The 20,140-nt window shown below is 70.9% G+C and carries 18 protein-coding genes and 2 pseudogenes; 7 read left to right on the top strand and 13 right to left on the bottom strand.

Translation table 11 applies throughout. The features are described 5' to 3' along the window. Positions 1-129: 129 nt before the first annotated feature. The 12 genes from M6G65_RS15895 to M6G65_RS15840 all read right to left on the bottom strand — a co-directional run bounded on the left by M6G65_RS15895 (position 130) and on the right by M6G65_RS15840 (position 9,762). Complete coding sequence (locus M6G65_RS15895) at positions 130-360, bottom strand: MerR family transcriptional regulator (protein ID WP_230364969.1); 231 nt, start codon at positions 358-360, stop codon at positions 130-132. A gap of 372 nt (positions 361-732) precedes the next feature. Further along, entirely contained in the window at positions 733-2,037 is a 1,305-nt protein-coding gene (locus M6G65_RS15890; protein WP_250104162.1) for an ABC transporter ATP-binding protein, read from the bottom strand. 66 nt (positions 2,038-2,103) lie between these two features. Further along, complete coding sequence (locus tag M6G65_RS15885) at positions 2,104-2,901, bottom strand: GNAT family N-acetyltransferase (protein WP_050735099.1); 798 nt, start codon at positions 2,899-2,901, stop codon at positions 2,104-2,106. A 121-nt stretch (positions 2,902-3,022) separates the two neighbouring features. After that, complete coding sequence (locus M6G65_RS15880) at positions 3,023-3,733, bottom strand: transglycosylase SLT domain-containing protein (RefSeq protein ID WP_050735100.1); 711 nt, start codon at positions 3,731-3,733, stop codon at positions 3,023-3,025. Then, positions 3,733-4,443, bottom strand: coding sequence for a copper-binding protein (locus M6G65_RS15875; protein ID WP_250104161.1), 711 nt, complete (start codon positions 4,441-4,443; stop codon positions 3,733-3,735). The genes M6G65_RS15880 and M6G65_RS15875 overlap by 1 nt, the downstream gene beginning before the upstream one ends. Before the next feature lie 75 nt (positions 4,444-4,518). After that, positions 4,519-4,809 carry a copper-binding protein gene (locus M6G65_RS15870; protein ID WP_050735102.1) on the bottom strand — a complete coding sequence of 97 codons (291 nt, stop codon included), beginning with the start codon at positions 4,807-4,809 and terminating at the stop codon, positions 4,519-4,521. A 163-nt stretch (positions 4,810-4,972) separates the two neighbouring features. Continuing rightward, entirely contained in the window at positions 4,973-6,391 is a 1,419-nt protein-coding gene (locus M6G65_RS15865) for a multicopper oxidase family protein (protein ID WP_043380886.1), read from the bottom strand. 41 nt (positions 6,392-6,432) lie between these two features. After that, positions 6,433-6,762, bottom strand: a complete 330-nt coding sequence (locus M6G65_RS15860; RefSeq protein WP_488600468.1) for a hypothetical protein — start codon at positions 6,760-6,762, stop codon at positions 6,433-6,435. A gap of 128 nt (positions 6,763-6,890) precedes the next feature. After that, positions 6,891-7,964, bottom strand: coding sequence for a TolC family protein (locus tag M6G65_RS15855; protein WP_250104160.1), 1,074 nt, complete (start codon positions 7,962-7,964; stop codon positions 6,891-6,893). A 47-nt stretch (positions 7,965-8,011) separates the two neighbouring features. Then, on the bottom strand, positions 8,012-8,308 hold the full coding sequence (locus M6G65_RS15850; protein ID WP_250104159.1) for a hypothetical protein: 297 nt from the start codon (positions 8,306-8,308) through the stop codon (positions 8,012-8,014). Positions 8,309-8,476: 168 nt separating this feature from the next. Continuing rightward, on the bottom strand, positions 8,477-8,914 hold the full coding sequence (locus M6G65_RS15845; protein WP_064774651.1) for a hypothetical protein: 438 nt from the start codon (positions 8,912-8,914) through the stop codon (positions 8,477-8,479). A gap of 236 nt (positions 8,915-9,150) precedes the next feature. Continuing rightward, positions 9,151-9,762, bottom strand: a complete 612-nt coding sequence (locus M6G65_RS15840) for a DUF2231 domain-containing protein (protein ID WP_050735106.1) — start codon at positions 9,760-9,762, stop codon at positions 9,151-9,153. A gap of 522 nt (positions 9,763-10,284) precedes the next feature. Between M6G65_RS15840 and M6G65_RS15835 the strand changes: the two are divergent. The 7 genes and pseudogenes from M6G65_RS15835 (at position 10,285) to M6G65_RS15805 (ending at position 18,730) form a co-directional block, all read left to right on the top strand. After that, a pseudogene (locus M6G65_RS15835) lies at positions 10,285-10,840 on the top strand (sigma-70 family RNA polymerase sigma factor). After that, positions 10,837-11,487, top strand: coding sequence for an NrsF family protein (locus tag M6G65_RS15830; RefSeq protein ID WP_050735107.1), 651 nt, complete (start codon positions 10,837-10,839; stop codon positions 11,485-11,487). The pseudogene M6G65_RS15835 and the gene M6G65_RS15830 overlap by 4 nt, the downstream one beginning before the upstream one ends. 1,178 nt (positions 11,488-12,665) lie before the next feature. Beyond that, a pseudogene (locus M6G65_RS15825) lies at positions 12,666-13,070 on the top strand (hypothetical protein); the annotation flags it as partial. 89 nt (positions 13,071-13,159) lie between these two features. After that, positions 13,160-13,564 carry a FixH family protein gene (locus M6G65_RS15820; RefSeq protein ID WP_250104158.1) on the top strand — a complete coding sequence of 135 codons (405 nt, stop codon included), beginning with the start codon at positions 13,160-13,162 and terminating at the stop codon, positions 13,562-13,564. Continuing rightward, on the top strand, positions 13,561-15,084 hold the full coding sequence (locus M6G65_RS15815) for an efflux RND transporter periplasmic adaptor subunit (protein WP_050735109.1): 1,524 nt from the start codon (positions 13,561-13,563) through the stop codon (positions 15,082-15,084). The genes M6G65_RS15820 and M6G65_RS15815 overlap by 4 nt, the downstream gene beginning before the upstream one ends. Further along, positions 15,081-18,233, top strand: coding sequence for an efflux RND transporter permease subunit (locus tag M6G65_RS15810; protein WP_250104157.1), 3,153 nt, complete (start codon positions 15,081-15,083; stop codon positions 18,231-18,233). The genes M6G65_RS15815 and M6G65_RS15810 overlap by 4 nt, the downstream gene beginning before the upstream one ends. 20 nt (positions 18,234-18,253) lie before the next feature. Continuing rightward, the gene (locus M6G65_RS15805) at positions 18,254-18,730 is read left to right on the top strand and encodes a DUF411 domain-containing protein (RefSeq protein WP_050735156.1); all 477 of its coding nucleotides are present in this window, start codon (positions 18,254-18,256) and stop codon (positions 18,728-18,730) included. A gap of 242 nt (positions 18,731-18,972) precedes the next feature. On the opposite strand, the gene M6G65_RS15800 is transcribed toward M6G65_RS15805, so the two are convergent. Next, a complete protein-coding gene (locus M6G65_RS15800; RefSeq protein ID WP_050735111.1) occupies positions 18,973-20,133 on the bottom strand; it encodes an MFS transporter in 1,161 nt (386 codons plus the stop codon). Between the last annotated feature and the right edge of the window lie 7 nt (positions 20,134-20,140).

Genomic DNA, 20,140 nt, shown 5'->3' with positions numbered 1-20,140 from the left:
GCAGCCATACTGTTTAGCTCCATCACGCCCACCCGGTGAGTGGCGCTGCGCCAAAACCGAGGTCGGCTTGCGCAAACCCATCCGAACGCCGTGCGGGTCGCCTGATGCAAAGCGTCCCAGTCTGGCGCGCTAAGGACAAAAACACTGCCGGCGCAGCAGCCAGAAACCTGCCCAGAATCGTAGGATTGTGAACGTGGCGCACGCGCGCCCCATGGCAGCCAGCGGCGGCGCGACTATCGACGGATGCCGCGCGTGCACGAACCGCAGCCTGCGCACCTCGTCCTCGGCGTAAACCCGAAGGCCCGACACCGACCGGGTCGGTGTCGGGATCAGGCCCGTCCGCACGTAGTAGCGGATCATCTTGGGCGAGATCCCGCAGGCGCGTGCCACCTCCCCGATCCTCATCGCCCCACTCCTAGTTCCGTCGAGGCACGTCGGCGCACCCGGATGAGTCTGGACGCCGCGACCGACCCGGCCCCGCGACCGCTTCGCTCGGCTCGAACGCCGGTGTGATCCGGAGCGTGCTCGCATCGCCGCCGGCCGAGCCGCGCCGGACGGCCTTAGGGCACGCGACGTCGCCGTGGCCGGAAGCACCGACGGTGGAGCCCCGAGGGCCGCGGTCGCCTTCGCTACCGGGGGCGGCCGCGCCAGGACCTCGTATGGTGCGGGCCCCGGGAGGCGGAGCGGGGGGAGGCCGCGGTCGGGGAACGGCACAGGTTGGGCGCCCGTCGGCTAGGCCGCCTCCCGTGCCGAAACCGACCTCGTGATGCCTGGCTGAACGGCAGCCGGAAGGTCGACGGCCCGCGTGACCTCGGCGAAGCGCGCCGCCGCGTCCGACCAATCCTGGGCGAAATCGAACAGCTCCCTGAGGGCGGGCGCGATCTCCTTGTAGGCCGCGAGCGCCGCCACCAGGGCGCCGAGCGTGAGGCGGCCTTGCACGACGAGATAGCCGCCGATCAGGAAGAAGAAGAACGGCGTGAGGTTGGACGTGTAATTGTACAGGCTCTTGATGCCGCCCTTCATGTCGTTGATGGCGACGCGGAGCCGCTCAAGCTCCTCGACGTGCGCCATGTGGCGCCGCAACGACGAGGCGGATGCATCGCGCTCCGCCGCGGAAGGGGCGAGGCCCGGACGCCCGGCGACCTCGGGCGTGGTGACGAGGGCGCCCAGCGTCCGCGTGGCGAGGACGCGCTGCCGGACCTTCGCGTTCAGACGCCTTTGGAGGCGCGGCAGGACCGTAAGCTGCACCGGCAGCATGATCAGCGCGGCGAAGGCAAGGGCGACGTCCTGGAGCAGGAGGAAGGCGACGCTCGTGACCAGCACGCCCCCCTGCACGATGGGGACCGCGACGAGGCTGCCGCCGAAGTAGCCGATGGGCTCGACTTCCTGGACCGCCACGGCGGAGAGCGTCGTGCGGCGTTCGACCGAGCGCTCCGTCCGCACGCGCCGCAGGACGGCCAGGCGCAGGCGTCGCACGACCCGCTCGTTGACGCGTCCGCGGACCCGGTTCGCCGCGTACTTCAGGAGGCCGTTCACGGTGAGGACGGCGAGGTAGCCGGCGCACAGCGCGAACAGGAGTTCCGTGCGGCCGAGGGGGAGTCCCAGGAACGTCATGCCGGGATGCCCGTCGCCCCGCGCGTCGCCGAGCGTGTGGTTGACGATGTGCTTGGGTATCTCAAGGGTCAGCCAGGCGGCCGGCAGCGTGGCGAGAGACAGGAAGACCAAGCGGACCTGGATGCCCGCCGTGGCACCCAGGACGTATGCCTCCAGGCGCCGTCCCGGCCGGAGCGCGAAGCCGCGATGCCGACGGCCACGGGACGGGGCGTCCCGCAGGGCATCGGTGGCTCCCGCCGCGGCGACAGCATCCGCCGTCCGCCGACGGCGGCGCAGCGCGGCGCGGCCGACGAGCCACGCGGTCCACACAGGCGCCACGACGAAGACGAGGAGGGCATCGGCGACGATCCACCAGTGGCCGTGTGGGTAGTCGAGGCCCGTGAGCCTGTGGGCGAGGGCGTGGATGGCTTCGATTGCCGTCACGGGGCGGATCGGTCCGAATGTCCGGGAGGGGAGGGCGCGCTTCGCGGCCCGGCGTGATTGATGGGCTCAGTCGGCATCCGGCGGCTCCGCCTCTCGTGCGTCCACCTCCGACTGGATGCCGTCCCCTGGGTGAGCGCCGTAGCCCTCGTCCCGCGGCGTGGCGCGCGCGCCGCGACCCACGGCCCCCGCCCGCGGTTCGAATCGGACGGTTCGGAACGTCCCGAAGGCGAACTGGCGTCTCGTGCGGATCGAACAGGGTCTGAAGCCCGCCCGTTCGACCGCCTTGAGGGAGGCGGCGTTGTCGGCGTCGACGAAGGCCACCAAGTGTCCCTTGCCCAGTGACCGGGCGCGTTCGGCGATCAGGTACACGGCGGCGGCCATGGCGCCCAGGCCGCGGAAGCCCTTCGGCGTGAAGGCGTTCTCCAGCATGGCCTCGTCGGCTGCCAGAACCGGCAGGGCCCCGGACCGACGGACCGCGTCGCCGTAACCCGGGTCGGTGAGCCACTGGACGTGGCACGGGCGGCCCGACCTGACCTCTTCGAGCACGTAGCAGCGGCTCGGCAGGACGCCGTGCGCGGCGGCACGCAATCGCCACTCGACGTCATCGCGTTCGCGTTTCGCCGCCTCGTCGCCGCCGGAGGGGAAGAGGGCCGCGAGGTCGTCCGGCCGGAAGTCGCGCAATCGCACCGGGATTTTGGCGACCGGCGGTTCGATGGCGACCGACAGGTTCCGCCCAAAACCTATCGAGACCCGCCTGGAGTAGGGGCCCAGGGCGATGCGCCGGGCCACCCTGGCGCGCAGCATCGCCAAGCCATCGCCGAGGGAGCCGTCGCCGCGCGCGTGCGGGTAAGGCTTGAACGTCATGCCGAGCCTCCCTCCATTCGCCGCCGGCGCACCAGGGCGGCCATGCGTCGACGCGCACGGGTGACCGGCGCCTTCCGGCGCACCCAGGGGAGCGGCGGGAGCGCCGCCCATTCGGGCCGCATCAGCCGCCCTCCATGATCCGGGCGGTCCGGATCTCGACGGCCCGGACGCGCGCGACGTGCGCGGCCCAGAACCGGTTCGCGAGGAACATGACGGCCGTCGGCGCCGCGCGGGTTTTCGATGCGGATGTCCGCGGGATGCCGGGACCGGCCGTCGCCGCGACCGCCGCGAGCGGCGACCCCATGGCGGCCAGCCGGTCGTGGGCGCGCCGGCAGTGATCGACGGAGTGCGGCGTCATGCGCTCCTCGCCGTGGCCGGCACGATACTTGGCCAGGGCACGGCAGACATCGCCGCCCGCGAGGCTCCAGGCCCGTGCGAGGTAGGCGACGCCGAAGCGGATGTTCGTGGCAGGGTCGAGAAGTTCCGCGGCCGGCCCGCGATGACCGAGCATCGCCGCCGTGGCCGGCCGGACCTGCATCAACCCGAGTTCGCCGACCGTTCCGACCGCCCCGGCGTCGTAGCCGCTCTCGACGAACGCGACCGCCTCGGCGAGCGCGGGCGGGACCCCGCGTGCCGTCGCCTCCCGCATGAGGAGTTCGCCATAGGCGGTGCGACCGCGGGCCTTGGCGTTCCCGGGGGCCGTGGCCGTCGCGGATGGTCCCGCGGTGCCCTCCGCCGCGGCCGCCCCGGCGCCGGCAACGGCGGCGAGGCCGAGGAGGACGCCCAGGGCGCGAGGTGCCGCCGGGCGTGGGACGTTCCGGCCGTATCCCACTACTTGGCTTTCTGGATGCGGGTGACGGCGATCGAACCGTTCACGCGGTCGGCCGAGAACCGCACCCGCTCGCCGGGCCTCAGGCCCTTGAGCATGGCCGGGTCCTGGACCTTGTAGGCCATCGTCATCGCGTCCATCCCGATGTTCGGGATGGTCTCGTGGTCGAGGGTCACCTTGCCCGCGGCGTCGCCGACCTTCTTGACGGTTCCGGCGACGAGCGGGGCGTTCGACGGCGTCGCCTGCGGAGCCGGCTGCGGGGCCGCCTTCTCCGCGGGGGGCGTTTCCGGCTGACCCTGGGCCGGGTCGCCCTTCGCTCGACGGTCCAACGGTCCCTCGCCCGACGGCGTCTGGTTCGGCTGCGGCCGGTAGCCGGCCTCGCGGCTGCGGACCTGCCACTGCTTCAGGGCGTCGATCTTGGCCTGCTGCTCGTCCTGGATCTTCTGCGCGAGCTCGCGCAGCTGCCGGTCACCGCCGTAGTCGAGCTGCGTCTTGGCCAGGAACAACGTCTCCTCGTAGCTGGCGATCAGCAGCTCCGCGAAGTCCCGGTCCGGGTCGCCGGTCAGCTTCGTGTCCCGGAAACGGTTCGACATCGTTTCGCGCGCCCGCTCCAGGGCTGCGGGCGCGCCCTTGGCGGGCTGCGCGCCGGCGTGCTGCGGGATCGGGGCGACGAGCGCGGCCGCGAGCGCGGTGGACAGGATCAGGCGTCGCATGGTTGCTCCATCTCAGGGCTCCGAAGCCCTCGCGCGGGACCGGGCGGAAGCCGCACGGGGCTTCCCTCCAGGGCGCTACTTCGTCTTCTGGATCTTCGTGACGGTGTACGCGCCGCCGGCCTCCGCGACGTCGAAATCGACCTTGTCGCCGGCCTTCAGATCCTTGAGCATCGCGGGATCCTTGACGGGGTACGCCATCGTCATCGCATCCATGTCGAGCTTCGGGATCGCCGCGTGGTCGAGCGTGACCTTGCCCGCGGCCGGGTCTACCTTCGTCACCGTCCCCTTCACGGACTGCGCCCATGCAGGCGCCGCGACCGCCAGGAAGGCCGCCGAAAGGACGGCGAGCGGGAACTTGCTTCTCATGGTTTCTTCTCCTCAGGTCGATTGAACCGCCACGCCGGCGCCGTTGAGGGGATCGGCGACCGGCGCGGCGGACTTCGGACGGGATCGCTCCCGTTCCGAACGGGTTCGCCTGCCTCGCTCGTGGCGATTCCGGCAGGCCGTCTGGCGCGTTGTGGGCGTCCGCCTAGTGCTCGTGGCCGCCCGCGTTCGAGGCCGTGCGGCGCGTCCGCGGATCGACGACCCGCAGGTCGGTCTGCCGGGCGCGCCGGGCCTTCGGGGTGTCCGGGGCGCGGGCCGGCTCCGGCATCGGCTCGCCGGTCCACTCGTATGCGAGGGTGCCTTCCGGATGCCTGTACCAACCGGGGTCGCGGTAATCGCCGGCCGCCAGTCCCGGACGGACCTTCAGGACCGTGAACATCCCGCCCATCTCGACCGACCCGAACGGGCCCGCGCCGGTCATCATGGGCAGCGTGTTCTCGGGCAGCGGCATCTCCATCTCGGACATCATGCCACCGCCCGTCGAACCCATCGGCATGTAACCTGGGGCGATCTTCTGGATCTGCTTGGCCGTGCTCTTCAGGTTCACGCCGATGTAGGTCCGCACGTTGTGGCCCATGGCGTTCATGGTGTGGTGCGACTTGTGGCAGTGGATCGCCCAGTCGCCCGGGTTGTCGGCGTTGAACTCGATGGCCCGCATCTGCCCGACCGCGACGTCGACCGACACCTCCGGCAACTGATAGTTTTCGTTGATCCAGCCGCCGTCCGTGCCGGTGACCTTGAAGTCGACGCCGTGGACGTGGATCGGGTGGTTGGTCATGGTCAGGTTGCCGAAGCGCATCCGGACCTTGTCGCCCTGGCGCGCGACCATCGGATCGATGCCCGGCCACACCCGGCTGTTGAAGCACCACATGTTCATGTTGAGCATCGTGTTGACCTTGGGCACATAGGACCCGGCCTCGATGTCGTAGGCGTTCAGCAGCCAGACGAAGTCGCGGTCGACCCGCCGCTCGGCCGGATCGCGCGGATGCACGACGAAGAAGCCCATCATGCCCATCGCCATCTGGACCATCTCGTCCGAGTGCGGGTGGTACATGAAGGTGCCGGAGCGCCGGAGGATGAACTCGTAGACGAACGTCTTGCCCGGCGGGATGCCGGGTTGGGTCAGGCCGGCGACCCCGTCCATGCCGTTGGGCAGCGTCTGCCCGTGCCAGTGCACGGCGGTCGCCTCCGGCAGGCGGTTGGTGACGAAGATGCGGACCTTGTCGCCCTCGACCGCCTCGATGGTCGGTCCCGGCGACTGGCCGTTGTAGCCCCAGAGCCGCGCGTCCATGCCGGGCGCCATCTCGCGCACGACCGGCTCGGCGATGAGGTGGAACTCCTTCCAGTCGCCGCGCATGCGCCACGGCAGCGTCCAGCCGTTGAGCGTCACCACCGGCTGGTAGTCCGGCCCGCTCGTCGGATAGAGCGGGGGCTGCATGGTCGCCTTGTCCATGATCGGGGCTTCCGGAAGCCCGGCGGCCTGGACGCGCCCGCTGATCATGGAGGTGCCGGCGAGCACGAGGCCGCCCGCACCCAGGATCCCCCTGCGCGAAATGTCTGTCATGGTTTCCCTCCGAATGTCATGGGCGGTCCGGGGTCCGGATCTCAGCCGCCGGGCGTCGCGACGGCGAGGCTCGTCCCCGGGGTGCCCCCGGCGGCCTCGCCGCCGAAGTTGCCCCCCGAGAAACCGCCGCCGACAGTCGCCGCCTTGAGGTCGGTCGCCGCGATCCAGAAGTCGCGCTGCGCCTCGATCGCCTGGATGTTGCTGAGGATCCTGGCCCGGGCGTCGACGATCAGCGTCGTGACGTCCAGCAGCATGCCGCTGTACTGGAGCAGCGCCTGGTCCTGGATCGTCCGCCGCAGGGGCAGGACGCTCGTCTGGTAATGCCGGGTGATGTCGTACTGGCCGCGATAGCGCTGGTACGCCTCGCGCACCTCGGAGCGGGCGTTGACCGCGCGCTCCGCCAGGCGGTTGGCGCTGGCGATGTAGCTTTCCTGCGCCCCCCGGACAGCGGTGGCCCCGAAGTCGTAGATCGGGATGACGAGATCCGCCGAGAACCCGTTCAGGCTGGCCTTGTCGACCTTCGGGGCACCGCCCTCGCCCCCGCGGTCCTCGACCGCGAGAACCGGTTCGCGAAGCCCGCATCGAAGACGCTGACGAAGCCGCTGGCCTGGTTCAGCCCGAACTGCCCCACGAGCGATTGCAGCTCGAAGCGGGCGGCCTGCACGTCGGCCCGCTTGCTCATCGCCTCGGCCTCGATGGCGTGCCCGTCGACGAGCCTCCCAGGCAGGGGCGGCAGGCCGTTAGGCAGGCGGAAATCGATGTCCCGCCCCCAGAGACCGAGCAGTCGGGTGAGCCGCTCCCGTTCGGCGCGTTGCTGCACCCGCGCCTTGGCGAGCTGCGCGCCCAACTCGCTGTAGAAGGCGTGCTCGCGCGCCTGCTCCAGCTTGTTCAGCGCGCCCGTCTCGCCCAGCTGCTTGGCCAGCGTCGAGGCGGATTCCGCGCCGGCCAGCGCCTGTTCGAGGAAGGCGGTCGCCTGGTTGGCCGCCACGGTCCGGTAGAATTGCCGGCGCGCCTCGCCCCCGAGCCGCAGGACCTGCTCCGCCGCGTTGTACTGGTCGGCCGTGAACCGCTGCCGCGCGATCTCGGCGCGCACCGGGAGCGTCGCCAACTCCAGCACGCTGGCGGCGACGGCGCGCTCGATCTCCGTGTTGAACCCCAATCCCCACTGCGTGATCGAGAGGCGCGGCGAGGGCGGCAGCGTGGCCTGCACGTACTGCGCCTCGGAGACGCCGAGGTCGTTGAAGGCGGCCTGCAAGCCCCGGTTCCTCAGGAGTGCGACCTGCACCGCGCCGTCGGCGGTCAGGGGACGGCGCAGCAACGCGTCCACGCGCGCGTCCGCGCTCGGCGCGACGCCCTGGTCGTCCGCCTTCACGATGTCCTTGCGCAGTTCCAACGCTGCGTAGCCGCCTGCGACGGAGAGGCCCGCGTCCGGCGAGAAGCTCGCGCAGCCCCCCAAGGCGAGGCCGAGGCCGGTAACGCTCGCGGCCACGCGCACGAACCGCCCCCGGACGGCCTCGTCCGGCGGTCGCGCGGTCGTACCGGCGTGTCCCGGCGCGGTCGTCGTGCCACTCATGTCCGGTAGTCCGGCGCCGCCGCCCGTTTGGTTACAGCGACGGGCCATCACCGCCCCCCCGAATCGCGCTTGCCGCCCATGCCGGGCATCCCGTCCATGCCCGGCATGCCCCCCATCCCGCCGGACCCGGCCTTCGGCGCGACCTGACGATTGAGCTCGCGCCAATCCTTAGGGTCGGCGACGCCGAAATCCTTCACGCCCTGCGTCACCTTGGCGTAGCGGGGCGGCCGGACCGGGATGTCCGGCTCCGAGGGCAGGACGAGCCCGGCGGGAACGGCGGCGGGCAAGCAGCCGGCGAGCGGCAGGACCGCCGCGAGCGCGGCCGGTCTCGGCAGCTTGAACATCTTGGATTTCCCGAATTGAGGCGGACGGCCGAAGGCAGTCCCAGGCGTTGCACGGGCCGCGGGCCGAGCGGCGACGGCGTCGCGCCCAGCGAAGGCGTCGGCTCGTTGTGGGTGTGCGAGGCCGTCCCTTCGGAGCGGCCGGGGGCGGGCGCTAGATCCGCCCGCGCGTCACGCTTGGCGCCTCGGCGGCCGCTCGATCCGTAGCGGATGCGCGTCGACGGCCCCGTCCACCTGGACGATCAGGACCCGCTCGGACGGATGAAATTCCAGGGTGATGCTCGCCCATGGCAGGGTGGGAAGCGCGGCTTGGCACGCGAGCGGGCAGCAGGTCGCCGGGCAGGGAGGATGCTTGGGGCGATGCCGATGGCCGGGGCATCCTTCGTCGGCGGCCGCCGCCGGCACGGCGAGGGAAGTCCCCCGTATCCCAGCCTCGTCCGGCTCGTTCTGGCCGCCCAAGGCGCCGGCGGCGTGCGCGAGAGGCGTCGCCGCGGCGGCTGCTATATGGCGGTGAGCCATCGACTGCCGGCCCATGGTGCACGGCGCTGCCGGCGCGATGGCCAAGGCCAAGGCGAGTACGGCAAGCAGCAATGCGCGCACGACATTCACTGATCAGGGCCCCTGCCTAATCTTCGCGGACATTCTCACGCCGGGGTGGAAGCTGCAATCCGTGGTGCTCGACCGATGTCCCACAAACTCAGCGTGTTGGAAGTTCGCCACATGCCGGTGTCGACGGCGAAGCCGCACTCGGCGGATTGACCGCCACACCGGTGCCAGGACCCCCGCCGCGTTCATGCGACGGGCGCTTGGGGGTACCCGGGACGGGTATCACCGCGGCCCGTCCGTCAATGAGCGTGTTCGTGCGGTGTGGAGGGGGCGTCCGGCGCCGGGCGCGTCACTACCTTGCCCGCGGCGGCATCGGGCGTCTTTGGGGCGTCCGCGGTCTCGTGGTCGTGGCCGTGCTCATGGGGATGGCCGCCGCTTGCGGGGTGGACGTGGTCGCCCGATCTCGGGAGCGCCATGACGCCCAGGCCGTAACGGTAGACGTTCTCGCCGCCGAGCCAGCCCGTGACCACGAGGGCCCCGGAACCTCCGGCGAGGAGCACCAGCAGCAGGACGCCCGCGCCTGCGACCTTCCGGCGCTCCAGCCAGGCGACGCCGGCGGCGGCGAGGAACACGAGCGCGGTGGCGACGGCCCAGCGAAGGTGGACGGTCATGTTCGCGTGCGAGGGCGCGTCGTGATCGACCGTGTTGTACGCCGACCAACCCGTGGCGAGGGTCGCGACCGTGACTGCCGCGCCGATCGCGAGGTTCCATCGGGCGGCGGCCGTGAGCGCGCCTCCCGATGCCGCTTTCCTGAACAGGGTCCCCGCGGCGAAGAGGACGCTGGCCGTGATGAGGAGGGCGACCGTGAAATGGACCGCGACCGGATGCCAGTTCGGGATCACCTCGATCATGATCGTACTCCTAGGAAAACGTCGATGGCGGGACGGGCCGGCTTCTTGCCCGGACCGCCCGCGGTGAGGGGAAAAGCGATGGCGCCGAACGCCGGCCCCGGGCCGAGCCCGCCGTCTTCCCCGGATCGGAGACCGCCCTCTCCGCGGCGCTCTCGGCAAGCCTGTCCATGCGAAGGGAGAGCGCCGGCGGCGAGGCTCCGGAGGCTTCCCGCCCGGCCCGTGGCGTCGGGTACGGCTGGGTCTAAGATCGGGGCATAGGCTTGGCAATTATGCGCGGCACATGCCTACGCTCCCGGGCATGCCGCGAGCGCTGTAACGTTTCGGCGGCCGCTTGCGGATTGTTCTCCGAGCGGCGCGGCCGATCATACGTCGCTTTCGGCCGACGAGCCTCAGGGCGCAGATCGCCGTACGACACGCTCCTACAGGATGGTGCTGCGGTCGTGAGGACACGGTGGGGTGGCGGAACATGCGACGTATCTCTGACATCCGCTCAGCGGCTACGAACCGGCCCGCCTAGTCCCGGTGCTGCAGGTGGAAGAGGAACTGCGCGCGCTGCTCATCGCCAGCCTTGCGGGCAGCGCGGCCGACTACCGGCGCTTCCTGGGGCGGCTCGGGTCGCACCTACGCGCGTATTACAAAGGCAAGCTGGCTCGCTCCGGCCGTACCGACACCGAGGCGGAGGATCTCGTCCAGGAGACGCTGATGGTGATCCATGTGCGGCGGCACACCTATGACGTCACGCAACCGGTGACGCCGTGGATCCACGCCATCGCCCGCTACAAGCTCATCGACCATTTTCGGCGTACGCGTACGGCCGCGGCCGACGTCCCGGTCGAGGATGCCGGCGTGCTGGTGGCTCGCGACGATCATGTCGCGGCGGAGAGCTCGCTCGACGTCGAGCGCCTCCTGGCGCACCTACCGCCCAAGATGAGGAACGCGATCCTCTCGGACGAAGGTCGAGGGCCTGAGCGCCGCCGAGGCGGCCGAACGTGCCGGGATGTCCGAGACCGCGATCAAGGTGAGCGTCCACCGCGGCCTGAAGACCCTGGCCAATCTCGTGGGAGGCAAGGCGAGATGAAGACCGACGAACTCATCGGCCTGCTGGGCGCCAGCTTCGAGCGCGAACCGGTCGGGGCCCCCTGGATGACCCGCCGGCTCGCGCTGGCGGTCGCGGTCGGCGCGACGGCCGCGCTGTGCCTGGCGCTGGCGTTTCTGGGCCTGCGTCCCGGCCTGACCGAGGTCCGGCCGCTCCTGTTCCTCGCGTTCAAGTTCTCGTTCGCGGCCGCGGTCGGGAGTCTCGCGCTCCGGTATCTCGTCAGGGCGGTCAGGCCCGGCGGCGAGAGCCGCGTCCATCTCGGGGTCGCCGCCTTGCCGTTCCTCGTGGTCGCGGCGCTGGCGTGCGTGAGCCTTTTGATGGCGCCGACCGAACATTGGCACGGCATGGTATCCGGTCACACCTGGCTCGAATGCCTCATCTCGATCCCCGTGATCGCCGTCGTGCCGTTCGCCGTCGTCACCTGGGCGGTTCGACGGTTCGGAGCGCCGACGGATCTCGTGCGGGCGGGTGCCCTGGTCGGCCTCTCCGCGGGAGCCGTGAGCGCGCTCGGCTATTCACTGCACTGCATGGACGATACCGTACCGTTCGTCGCCGTCTGGTACGGGGGGACGATCGCGATGTGCACGCTCGTCGGAGCGCTCCTGGGACCGCGCCTCCTTCGCTGGTAGCGAGCCGGTTCGGAACATCCTCCGGATCGCCTGCCGGGGTTCAAGGGGCGACGCGACGGTTTGGGGGCCTGTCGCCGGCCGACGCTTCATGTCACGGGCCTCGCTGCGGTATCGCCGCGGATGGGATCCGGCACGACGACGGGCATGACCCTCCCACCCGCCCGGCCGCGCGAGGCAATGCGGCCGCCGCGCATCCCACAATCGCTTGCAGGATCATCCCCCCGGTGAGCGAGGCGCCGCGCCGGGCGACCCCGGCCCAACCCCACAAAGGTTCGCAGCGCGCTGTAACGGTACGTCCAAGACATCCGGACTTAAAGACAAGGAGCGGCAAGCTTCTCGTCAGATCAACGGGTTCCGCCATGAAAAGCAAGATCATCCCCGCCTTTGCAGGAATCGCCATGCTCGCCGGACTGCCGGGTTACGCGCTCGCGGGATGGATGGACAACGTCCCACCCCGTTTTCTGCCCCAGACGCATCAATCGCAACGGACCGAAACGCCTCAGGTCGAAGCTCCGGACGTCGGCCTGACGACCGGATCGATCAGCGCGGTGCCCCGTCGCCCTGCCGCCGCCCGGTCGGCACCCCCGCCCAGCACTTCTGAACCTCCCGCGGGGTCCGAACCGCCGGACCGGCCGATTGGGGTTGTACGGGGTGAGGTTTGGCGCGCCGCCCTGCACCGCCTACCGCGCGGAGGGCCAAGTGTGCGGTAGGTTTCCCAGATGCCCGGACAGCACGCGCGCGGATGCCGGGAGCCCGGAACCTGCGCCCTTGCGATGGGCGGCCAGCGCAACAGCCCGAGGGCGACGACCGGCTCACGCCTGCGATGCACGCGACCATTCCCCTGTTGACCGCCTTCCAGATTGCGCGCCCGGCAGACGGCCACCCCATGTCCGCGGGCTTGCCAGGGGACCGACGGTGTCGATGCGGCTTCCATGGGTAGCGGCCTCGATCCGGCCTCTGCCTGCCGTTCGGGGACGGCCATGGCACGGCAGGCCGGACGCGCCATGGCGCGGTCCGGCGGGCTCACGAGAAACGGGTCGCCGAGACGCCCGCCCGGCGAGGTCGGTCGGCGGATCGACCGCCCGACGGAACGAAACCTTGACCCTCAAGACTTGAGACGCGCCGTCTCCCGTGACACTGGCCTTCCGCCCGGATCGAAAAGCTGGCATCGTACCTGCGTGACGTTCTTGATCGCCCTTCGGCGACTGTTGCCGCTCCTGGCGGTACTCAGCCTCGCCCTGACGCCGGTGGCCGCGCCCGCGGCCGCCGCGGGGATGCGCGCGTTCATCATGGCGCAAGCCGCGCCTGAGGCGACCTCGGCCATTGCCCATGCCGAGATGGAGGGGATGGACGTGGGCGACGCGGACATGGCCGACATGCCGTGCTGCCCGCCCGGGAAGGTGGCGAAGCCCGACTGCGCCAAGGCCGGCTGTCCGCTTTTGGCGCTCTGCCTCGCCAGCGTCGCCTCCCTCCTGCCGACCGCGGCGTCCGTCCCGGCCCCGGTGGCGACGCGGACGAGCCGGGTGTGGCCCGATGCGGCGTCCTTCGCCAGCCTGTCCGGCCGCCCCCTACCTGAGCCCCCCGAGCCTGAGCCCGATACCGCCGGCGTGAACGCCGGCACGACGCCGCGCGTCCGCGCGTGGCCATCCATCGCGTTCAGGAGACGAAATCCGTGACCACGTACCCCTTCGCGCGCGCCCTCGGTGCCGCGCTGCTCGGCGCCGCGCTGTCGGTCCCGGCCCTGCCGGCGCTCGCCGGCATCAAGGACTACGCCTTCGAGCCGACCCGGACGGAGGCGAAGGTCGGCGAGACCATCCTCTCGGTGCGCCTCATGGACAAGCGCACCGGCAAGCCCGTTCCGGACGCGGTGATCTTCGCCAAGCGCATCGACATGGCGCCCGACAGCATGGACGAGATGACCTCGGCGATCGAGCAGGTCCCGTCGACGGAGCACGGCATCTACCGCTTCAAGGCGAAGCTCACGATGGCCGGGGGCTGGCGGCTCTCGCTGGGGGCGAAGGTCCAGGGCGAAACCGGCACCGTCGAGGACAGGCTCGTCTTCCAGGCGGTCAAGTGAGCCGCTCGGCATGGCTCGCCGGGATCCTCGCCGCGTTGGCGGCGGGGGGCACCGGGTACTGGGCGGGGCGCGATGGCAGCCCCGTTCCGGTCCTCGTCGAGCGCGCACGGACCGAGTTCGCCCACTGGCTGCCGACCGGCATGCCGGGTCCGCAGGCACCGGCGCCGCCGAAGGTCACGGGTCCGGTGGTCTACTACCAGGATCCGGATGGGAAGCCGGTCTACTCCGCGTCGCCGAGAACGACTGCGGAGGGGCACGACTTCCGGGCGGTTCGGGCCAGCGAGGACGTGCGCTTCGACCAGGCACAAGGGAGCGAGACGACATCCCCCGACATGGCCGGCCACGACGTGACCGGGCACGGCATGGCGGCGCCTGGAACGGCGGCGGCCGGAAAGCCCGACCGGGGCACGCGCAAGGTGCTCTACTACCGCAACCCGATGGGCCTGCCGGACACCTCGGCGACCCCGAAAAAGGATTCGATGGGGATGGACTACATCCCCGTCTACGCGGGCGAGGACGAGGGCGGCAACGTCGTGACGGTCTCCCCCGGCAAGGTCCAGCGGACCGGCGTCCGAACCGAAACCGTGGAGCGGCGGGTGGTGGCGCAGCCGGTGCGCGTGCCCGGTACCGTCGCCCTCGACGAGCGGCGCGTGACGGTCATCGCGACCCGGTCGGACGCGTACGTCGACCATGTCGAGGACGTCACCACCGGCGACCGCGTCCGCAAGGGCCAGCCGCTGGTCCACGTCTACTCCCCCGACATCAATTCCGCCGCCGCGCAGCTCATCGCCAACCCCGGCTTCGACGGAGCTCGGCGACGCCTGCAGAACCTCAACGTCTCCGAGGCCGTCATCGACGACATGGAGCGCACCCGGAAGGTGCCGATGGCCATCACTTGGTCGTCGGCCCGGGACGGCTTGGTGCTGCAGCGCTCGGCCGTCGAGGGCATGAAGGCCGCGGCCGGCGACACCCTGTTCCGGATCGGCGACATCTCGGTCATGTGGGTGCTGGCCGACGTGCCCGAGCGCGACCTGGCCGGGGTTCGCGCCGGACAGGCCGTGACCGTGCGCCTGCGTTCGGCCCCGGGCCGGACCTTCTCCGGCAAGGTCGGGGTGATCTATCCGCAGGTAAACCCGGACACCCGGGCCACGCGGGTGCGCATCGAGCTGCCGAACCCGGACGGCGCGCTCCTGCCGGACATGTACGCCGAGGTCGAGATCGCCACGGGGGCGGGCAAGCCCGTCGTGGCGGTGCCCGACGACGCGGTCATCGACACAGGTGCACGGCAGGTGGTGCTGCTCGACAGGGGCGGGGGGCGCTTCGAGCCCCGCGAGGTCAAGGTCGGGGTTCGCGGCACGGGCTACGTCGAGGTCCGCGAGGGCGTCGACGCCGGCGACCGGGTCGTCACGGCGGCGAACTTCCTGATCGACGCCGAGAGCAACCTGAAGGCGGCGCTTCAGTCCATGTCCGCCCCGAAGGCGAGCGACCGGCAGGCCTCGAACCTTGAGGGCAAGCCATGATCGCGCGCCTCATCGGCTGGTCGGCCCGCAACCTCGTCCTGGTGCTGGTCGGCACCGTGTTCGCCGTGGCCGCTGGCGTCATGGCGCTGCGAACGCTGCCGCTCGACGCCATCCCCGACCTCTCGGACGTGCAGGCCATCGTCTACACCGAGTACCCGGGCGAGGCCCCGCAGGTGGTCGAGGATCAGGTCACCTATCCTCTCACGACCGCCATGCTGACGGTCCCGAAGGCGAAGGTGGTGCGCGGCTTCTCGTTCTTCGGGGTCAGCTTCGTCTACGTGATCTTCGAGGACGGCACCGATCCCTACTGGGGCCGTAGTCGAGTGCTGGAGTACCTCAACGCGGCCGCCAGCCGCTTGCCGGCGGGCGTGACCCCGACCCTCGGTCCGGACGCCACCGGCGTCGGCTGGGTCTACCAGTACGTGGTCGTGGCCAAGGAGCGCACGCTCGCGGAATTGCGCTCCCTCCAGGACTGGGTGGTCCGTTTCGGGGCGTCGCGGGCCGAGGGCGTGGCCGAGGTCGCGGGCGTCGGCGGCTTCGTCAAGCAGTACAACGTCGTGGTCGACCCGAACCGCCTACGGGCGCAGGGGATCTCGCTCAACAAGCTCCGGGACGCGATCCGGGCGAGCAACGCCGACGTCGGCGGCCGCACGGTCGAGCTCTCCGAGTTCGAGTTCATAGTGCGCGGACGCGGCTACCTGCGGAGCGTGGCCGACATCGACAACATCGTCCTGAAGACCACCGGTGGTGCTCCCCTGCGGGTGCGGGACGTCGCCCGGGTCGAACTCGGGCCTGACGAGCGGCGGGGCATCACCGAGATGAATGGTGACGGCGAGGTCGCCGGCGGCATCGTCCTGCAGCGGTTCGGCGCGAACGCCCTGACCGTCATCGAGAACGCGAAGGCGAAGCTCGCGGAGGTGGCGAAAAGCCTGCCGGCCGGCACCGAGATCCTGCCGGTCTACGACCGCTCGCAACTCATCGACGCGGCCATCGAGACGCTGCGGCACACGCTTGTCGAGGAGAGCGTCGTCGTCTCCCTCGTATGCATCGTGTTCCTCCTACACGTCCGAAGCGCGCTGGTCGCCATCCTGATGCTGCCCGTCGGCATCCTGATGGCGTTCGCCGGGATGAAGGCGCTGGGGCTGGGCGCCAACATCATGTCGCTCGGCGGCATCGCCATCGCGGTCGGCGCCATGATCGACGCGGCCATCGTGATGATCGAGAACGCCCACAAGCACCTGGAGCGGGCGCCGCCGGACAAGCCGCGGGTCGAGATCTTGGTCGAGGCGGCGGGCGAGGTCGGCCCCTCGCTGTTCTTCTCACTCCTCATCATCACCGTGAGCTTCCTGCCCATCTTCACCCTGGAGGGCGAGGAGGGGCGCCTGTTCGGGCCGCTCGCGCTCACCAAGACCTTCGCCATGGCGGCGGCGGCGCTCCTGTCGGTGACCCTGGTGCCGGCGCTGATGGTGTTGTTCGTGCGCGGACGGATCGTCCCGGAGCATCGCAACCCGGTGAACCGGCTCCTGATCTGGCTCTATCGCCCGGTCATCGCGGGCGTACTGCGGGCGCGGTTGCCCACGATCCTGCTCGCCCTCGGCGTCCTGGCGGTCACCGTCTGGCCGGCGCGCCAGCTCGGCTCGGAGTTCATGCCGGAACTCGACGAGGGGACGCTGATGTACATGCCGACGACCCTGCCCGGCATCTCGGTGACGAAGGCGGGCGAGTTGCTGGCGACCCAGGACCGGATCATCAAGTCCTTCGCGGAGGTCGCCTCGGTCTACGGCAAGGCCGGGCGCGCCAGCACCGCGACCGACCCGGCGCCGATGGAGATGGCCGAGACCATCATCAGCCTCAAGCCGAAGGCCGAGTGGCGCCCGGGCGTGACGCTCGCGAGCCTCAAGGCGGAGATGGACCGGGCGCTGCAGTTCCCGGGCGTCTCGAATGCTTGGACGCAGCCGATCCGCGCCCGCATCGACATGCTTTCGACCGGCATCCGGACCCCGGTCGGCATCAAGGTGCTCGGCACCGACCTCGGCGCCATGGAGAAGGTCGCCCGTCAGGTCGAGGCGGTGGTGCGCGACGTGCCGGGCACGTCGAGTGCCTACGCGGAGCGGGTCATCGGCGGGTACTTCCTCGACATCACGCCCGACCGGGAGGCGCTCGGCCGCTACGGGCTCATGGTGGGCGACGTCCAGGACGTGGTCGCCTCGGCTCTCGGCGGGCAGAGCGTCACCAACACGGTCGAGGGCCGCGAGCGCTACACCGTCAACGTGCGCTACCCGCGCGCCTTCCGCTCCGACCCGCGGGCCATCGCCGACGAGGTGCAGGTGCCGCTGCCGGCCGGCGGGACGGTGCCGCTCGGTGAGGTCGCGAAGGTCGAGCTCACCCGGGGGCCGACCTCGATCCGGACCGAGAACGGCCAGCTCGCGGTCTACATCTTCGCCGACCTCACGGGGCGCGACCTCGGCGGCTACGTGGCCGACGCGCGGGCCGCGGTCGACAGGGAGGTCAGGTTGCCCCAGGGCACGACCCTGCAGTGGAGCGGGCAGTACGAGTACCTGGAGCGCGCCGAAGCCCGCCTCAGGATCGTTGTGCCGCTGACGCTGCTCGTCGTGTTCCTGCTCCTCTACCTGAACTTCCGCCGTCTGACCGAGACCCTCATCGTCATGCTCTCGCTGCCGTTCGCGCTCGTCGGCGGCGTCTGGCTGATGTGGTGGATGGGCTTCAACATGTCGGTGGCGGTGGCGGTCGGCTTCATCGCGCTCGCCGGCGTCGCAGCCGAGACCGGCGTGATCATGCTGGTCTACCTCGACCACGCCCTCGACGAGGTCCGGGCAGGGTGCCGGCGTGAGGGACGCCCCCTCACGCGCGAGGACCTGCGGCAGGCCATCATGGTCGGCGCCGTCGAGCGGGTGCGGCCCAAGATGATGACGGTGGTCGCCATCATGGCGGGTCTCCTGCCCATCCTCTGGAGCACCGGTTCGGGCTCCGAGGTCATGCAGCGCATCGCCGTGCCGATGATCGGCGGGATGGTGTCCTCGACCGTGCTGACCCTCGTCGTGATTCCGGCCGTCTACGCGTTGGTGAAAGGTCGCGGGTTGCCGGAGGCCGCCGCGGAGGGTGCACGGATGCCTCTGGCGGCCGAATGAGGAATCAACAGGAGCGAATGATGAAGTCAGACATGATGCCGTCCCGGCGTGCCGTGCTCGCGGGCTTGGCGGCGGGAGTGTCGCTCGGACGACCCGTGATGGGGGAGAGCCTGCCGACCGTCGCCGTGACGAAGGACCCGAGTTGCGGCTGCTGCGCGAAGTGGGTGGACCACCTGCGACAGGCCGGCTTCACGGTGACGGTGACCGAGGGTCCCGTGAACCCGGTCAAGGCGCGTCTCGGCGTGCCGAGGGACCTCGCCTCCTGCCACACCGCTCTCGTGGACGGCTACGTGGTCGAGGGACACGTTCCGGCGGACGCCATCAGGCGGCTGCTGGCGGAGCGGCCGAAGGTGACGGGACTGGCCGTTCCGGGCATGCCGGCAGGGTCGCCCGGCATGGAGGTCGAGGGCAGGGAGCCCGACATCTACGAGGTGGTCCTGTTCGGGCCGGAGGGGCGCGGCGCCTTCGCCCGTTATCGTGGAGGCGCGCCGGCTTGAGCGCAGCCGTCGCGCGGGCGCTCGCCGTCACCGTACTCGTTCGGGGCGGTGAACCGACGTTGAGGCATCCCCCCAGGAGCCGATGCCCGGCTTCTCGCGGAGCTTGGTCGGCCGGCCGGTCCGCCCACCCTGGCCGAAGCGGACGGACGGCGTGGGGGGCGATTGTCCCGGGGACTGGGAAGTCGAAGCCAAGGATGCTGAAGCGCGACCGAGTTCCCATAGCTGCCGAAGCGGTGGAGCGATTACCGTGTCCGCCACAACCCGCCGACAAGTCCGAGGTTGGCGAGGCCGAGGATGAGCAGGAGCCACCAAAGGGCATCCGGGCTGGCGTAGGTCAGCACGAAAGCGCCGGCCGGCGGCGCTAGCGCCTGCGCGATCAGCCCCGGCCGTGCCAAGCGGCCGACGACCAGCGGATAGCGAACGGGGCCGAACAGGGCCAAGGGCACCGTGCCCCGCGCAATCGAATAGATGCCGTTGCCGCCGCCGTAGAGGACCAGCCAGACCCCGACGCCGGGCAGGCCGCCGGCGAGCAGCACCAGGCCGAGGGCGACGAGGCCAAGGGCTGCGGTCGGGGTCCACAGGGGATGGTGCCGGCCCTTGAACGACATTTCCGCGACGCGGGCGCCGACCTGAGCCGGGCCGATCAGCGCCCCGTAGGAGACGGCCGAAGCGAGCGCCACGCCCCGCGCCTGCAGGAGCGTCAGCAGGTGCACCGAAACAAGCGACATGATCGCGCCGCCGATTATCAGCACGCCGGCGAACAGCCGGAACGCCCGCCGTTCCTTCGCGGACAGCGGGCCGGTTCGGTCCTGGTGATGCCCCGCCGACGGCGGTGCCGGGGCCTTGGGGATCAGAAGGAGGACAAGCGGTAGCGTCACCGCGAGGTGCAGGCCGGCATAGGCCAGGCAGGCACCGCGCCATCCGAAATGCGCGACCAGGAAGGCGGAAAGTGGCCAGCAAACGGTGCTGGCGAACCCGCCCCACAGGGTCAGGGTGGTGATCGCCGGCCGCGCCGCCGCGCCGTAGAGCCGGCCGAGGGTCGCGAATGCCGGATCGTACAGGCCGCAACCCATGCCGAGGCCGAGCAGCAGCCAGCCGGCGAGGTAGACCGGCAGGATCGGAGCCAGCGCCAGCATGGTCAGCCCGGCAGCCAGCAGCAGCGCGGCCAGCGCCAGGATGGGCCGGCCGCCGTGGCGGTGGATCGCCGTCCCGATATGCGGCGAGGCGAACGCGGCGACCAGCAGGCCGAGTGACAGTCCGCCGACGACCCAGGCGAGCGGCCAGCCGGTGCTTTCGGCGACCGGGCCGGCAAGCACCGCCGGCAGGTAGAACGACGAGCCCCAGGTGAGGATCTGCACGACGCCGAGGGCGGAGATCACCGGCCAGCGGCGGGCCTCGGACACGGGCTGC

Origin of the sequence: Methylobacterium tardum (assembly GCF_023546765.1) — a bacterium.
Taxonomy (GTDB): Bacteria; Pseudomonadota; Alphaproteobacteria; order Rhizobiales; family Beijerinckiaceae; genus Methylobacterium; species Methylobacterium tardum.
Note: the sequence above shows the minus strand (reverse complement) of the source record. Positions and strands in the feature narration are given on the sequence as shown.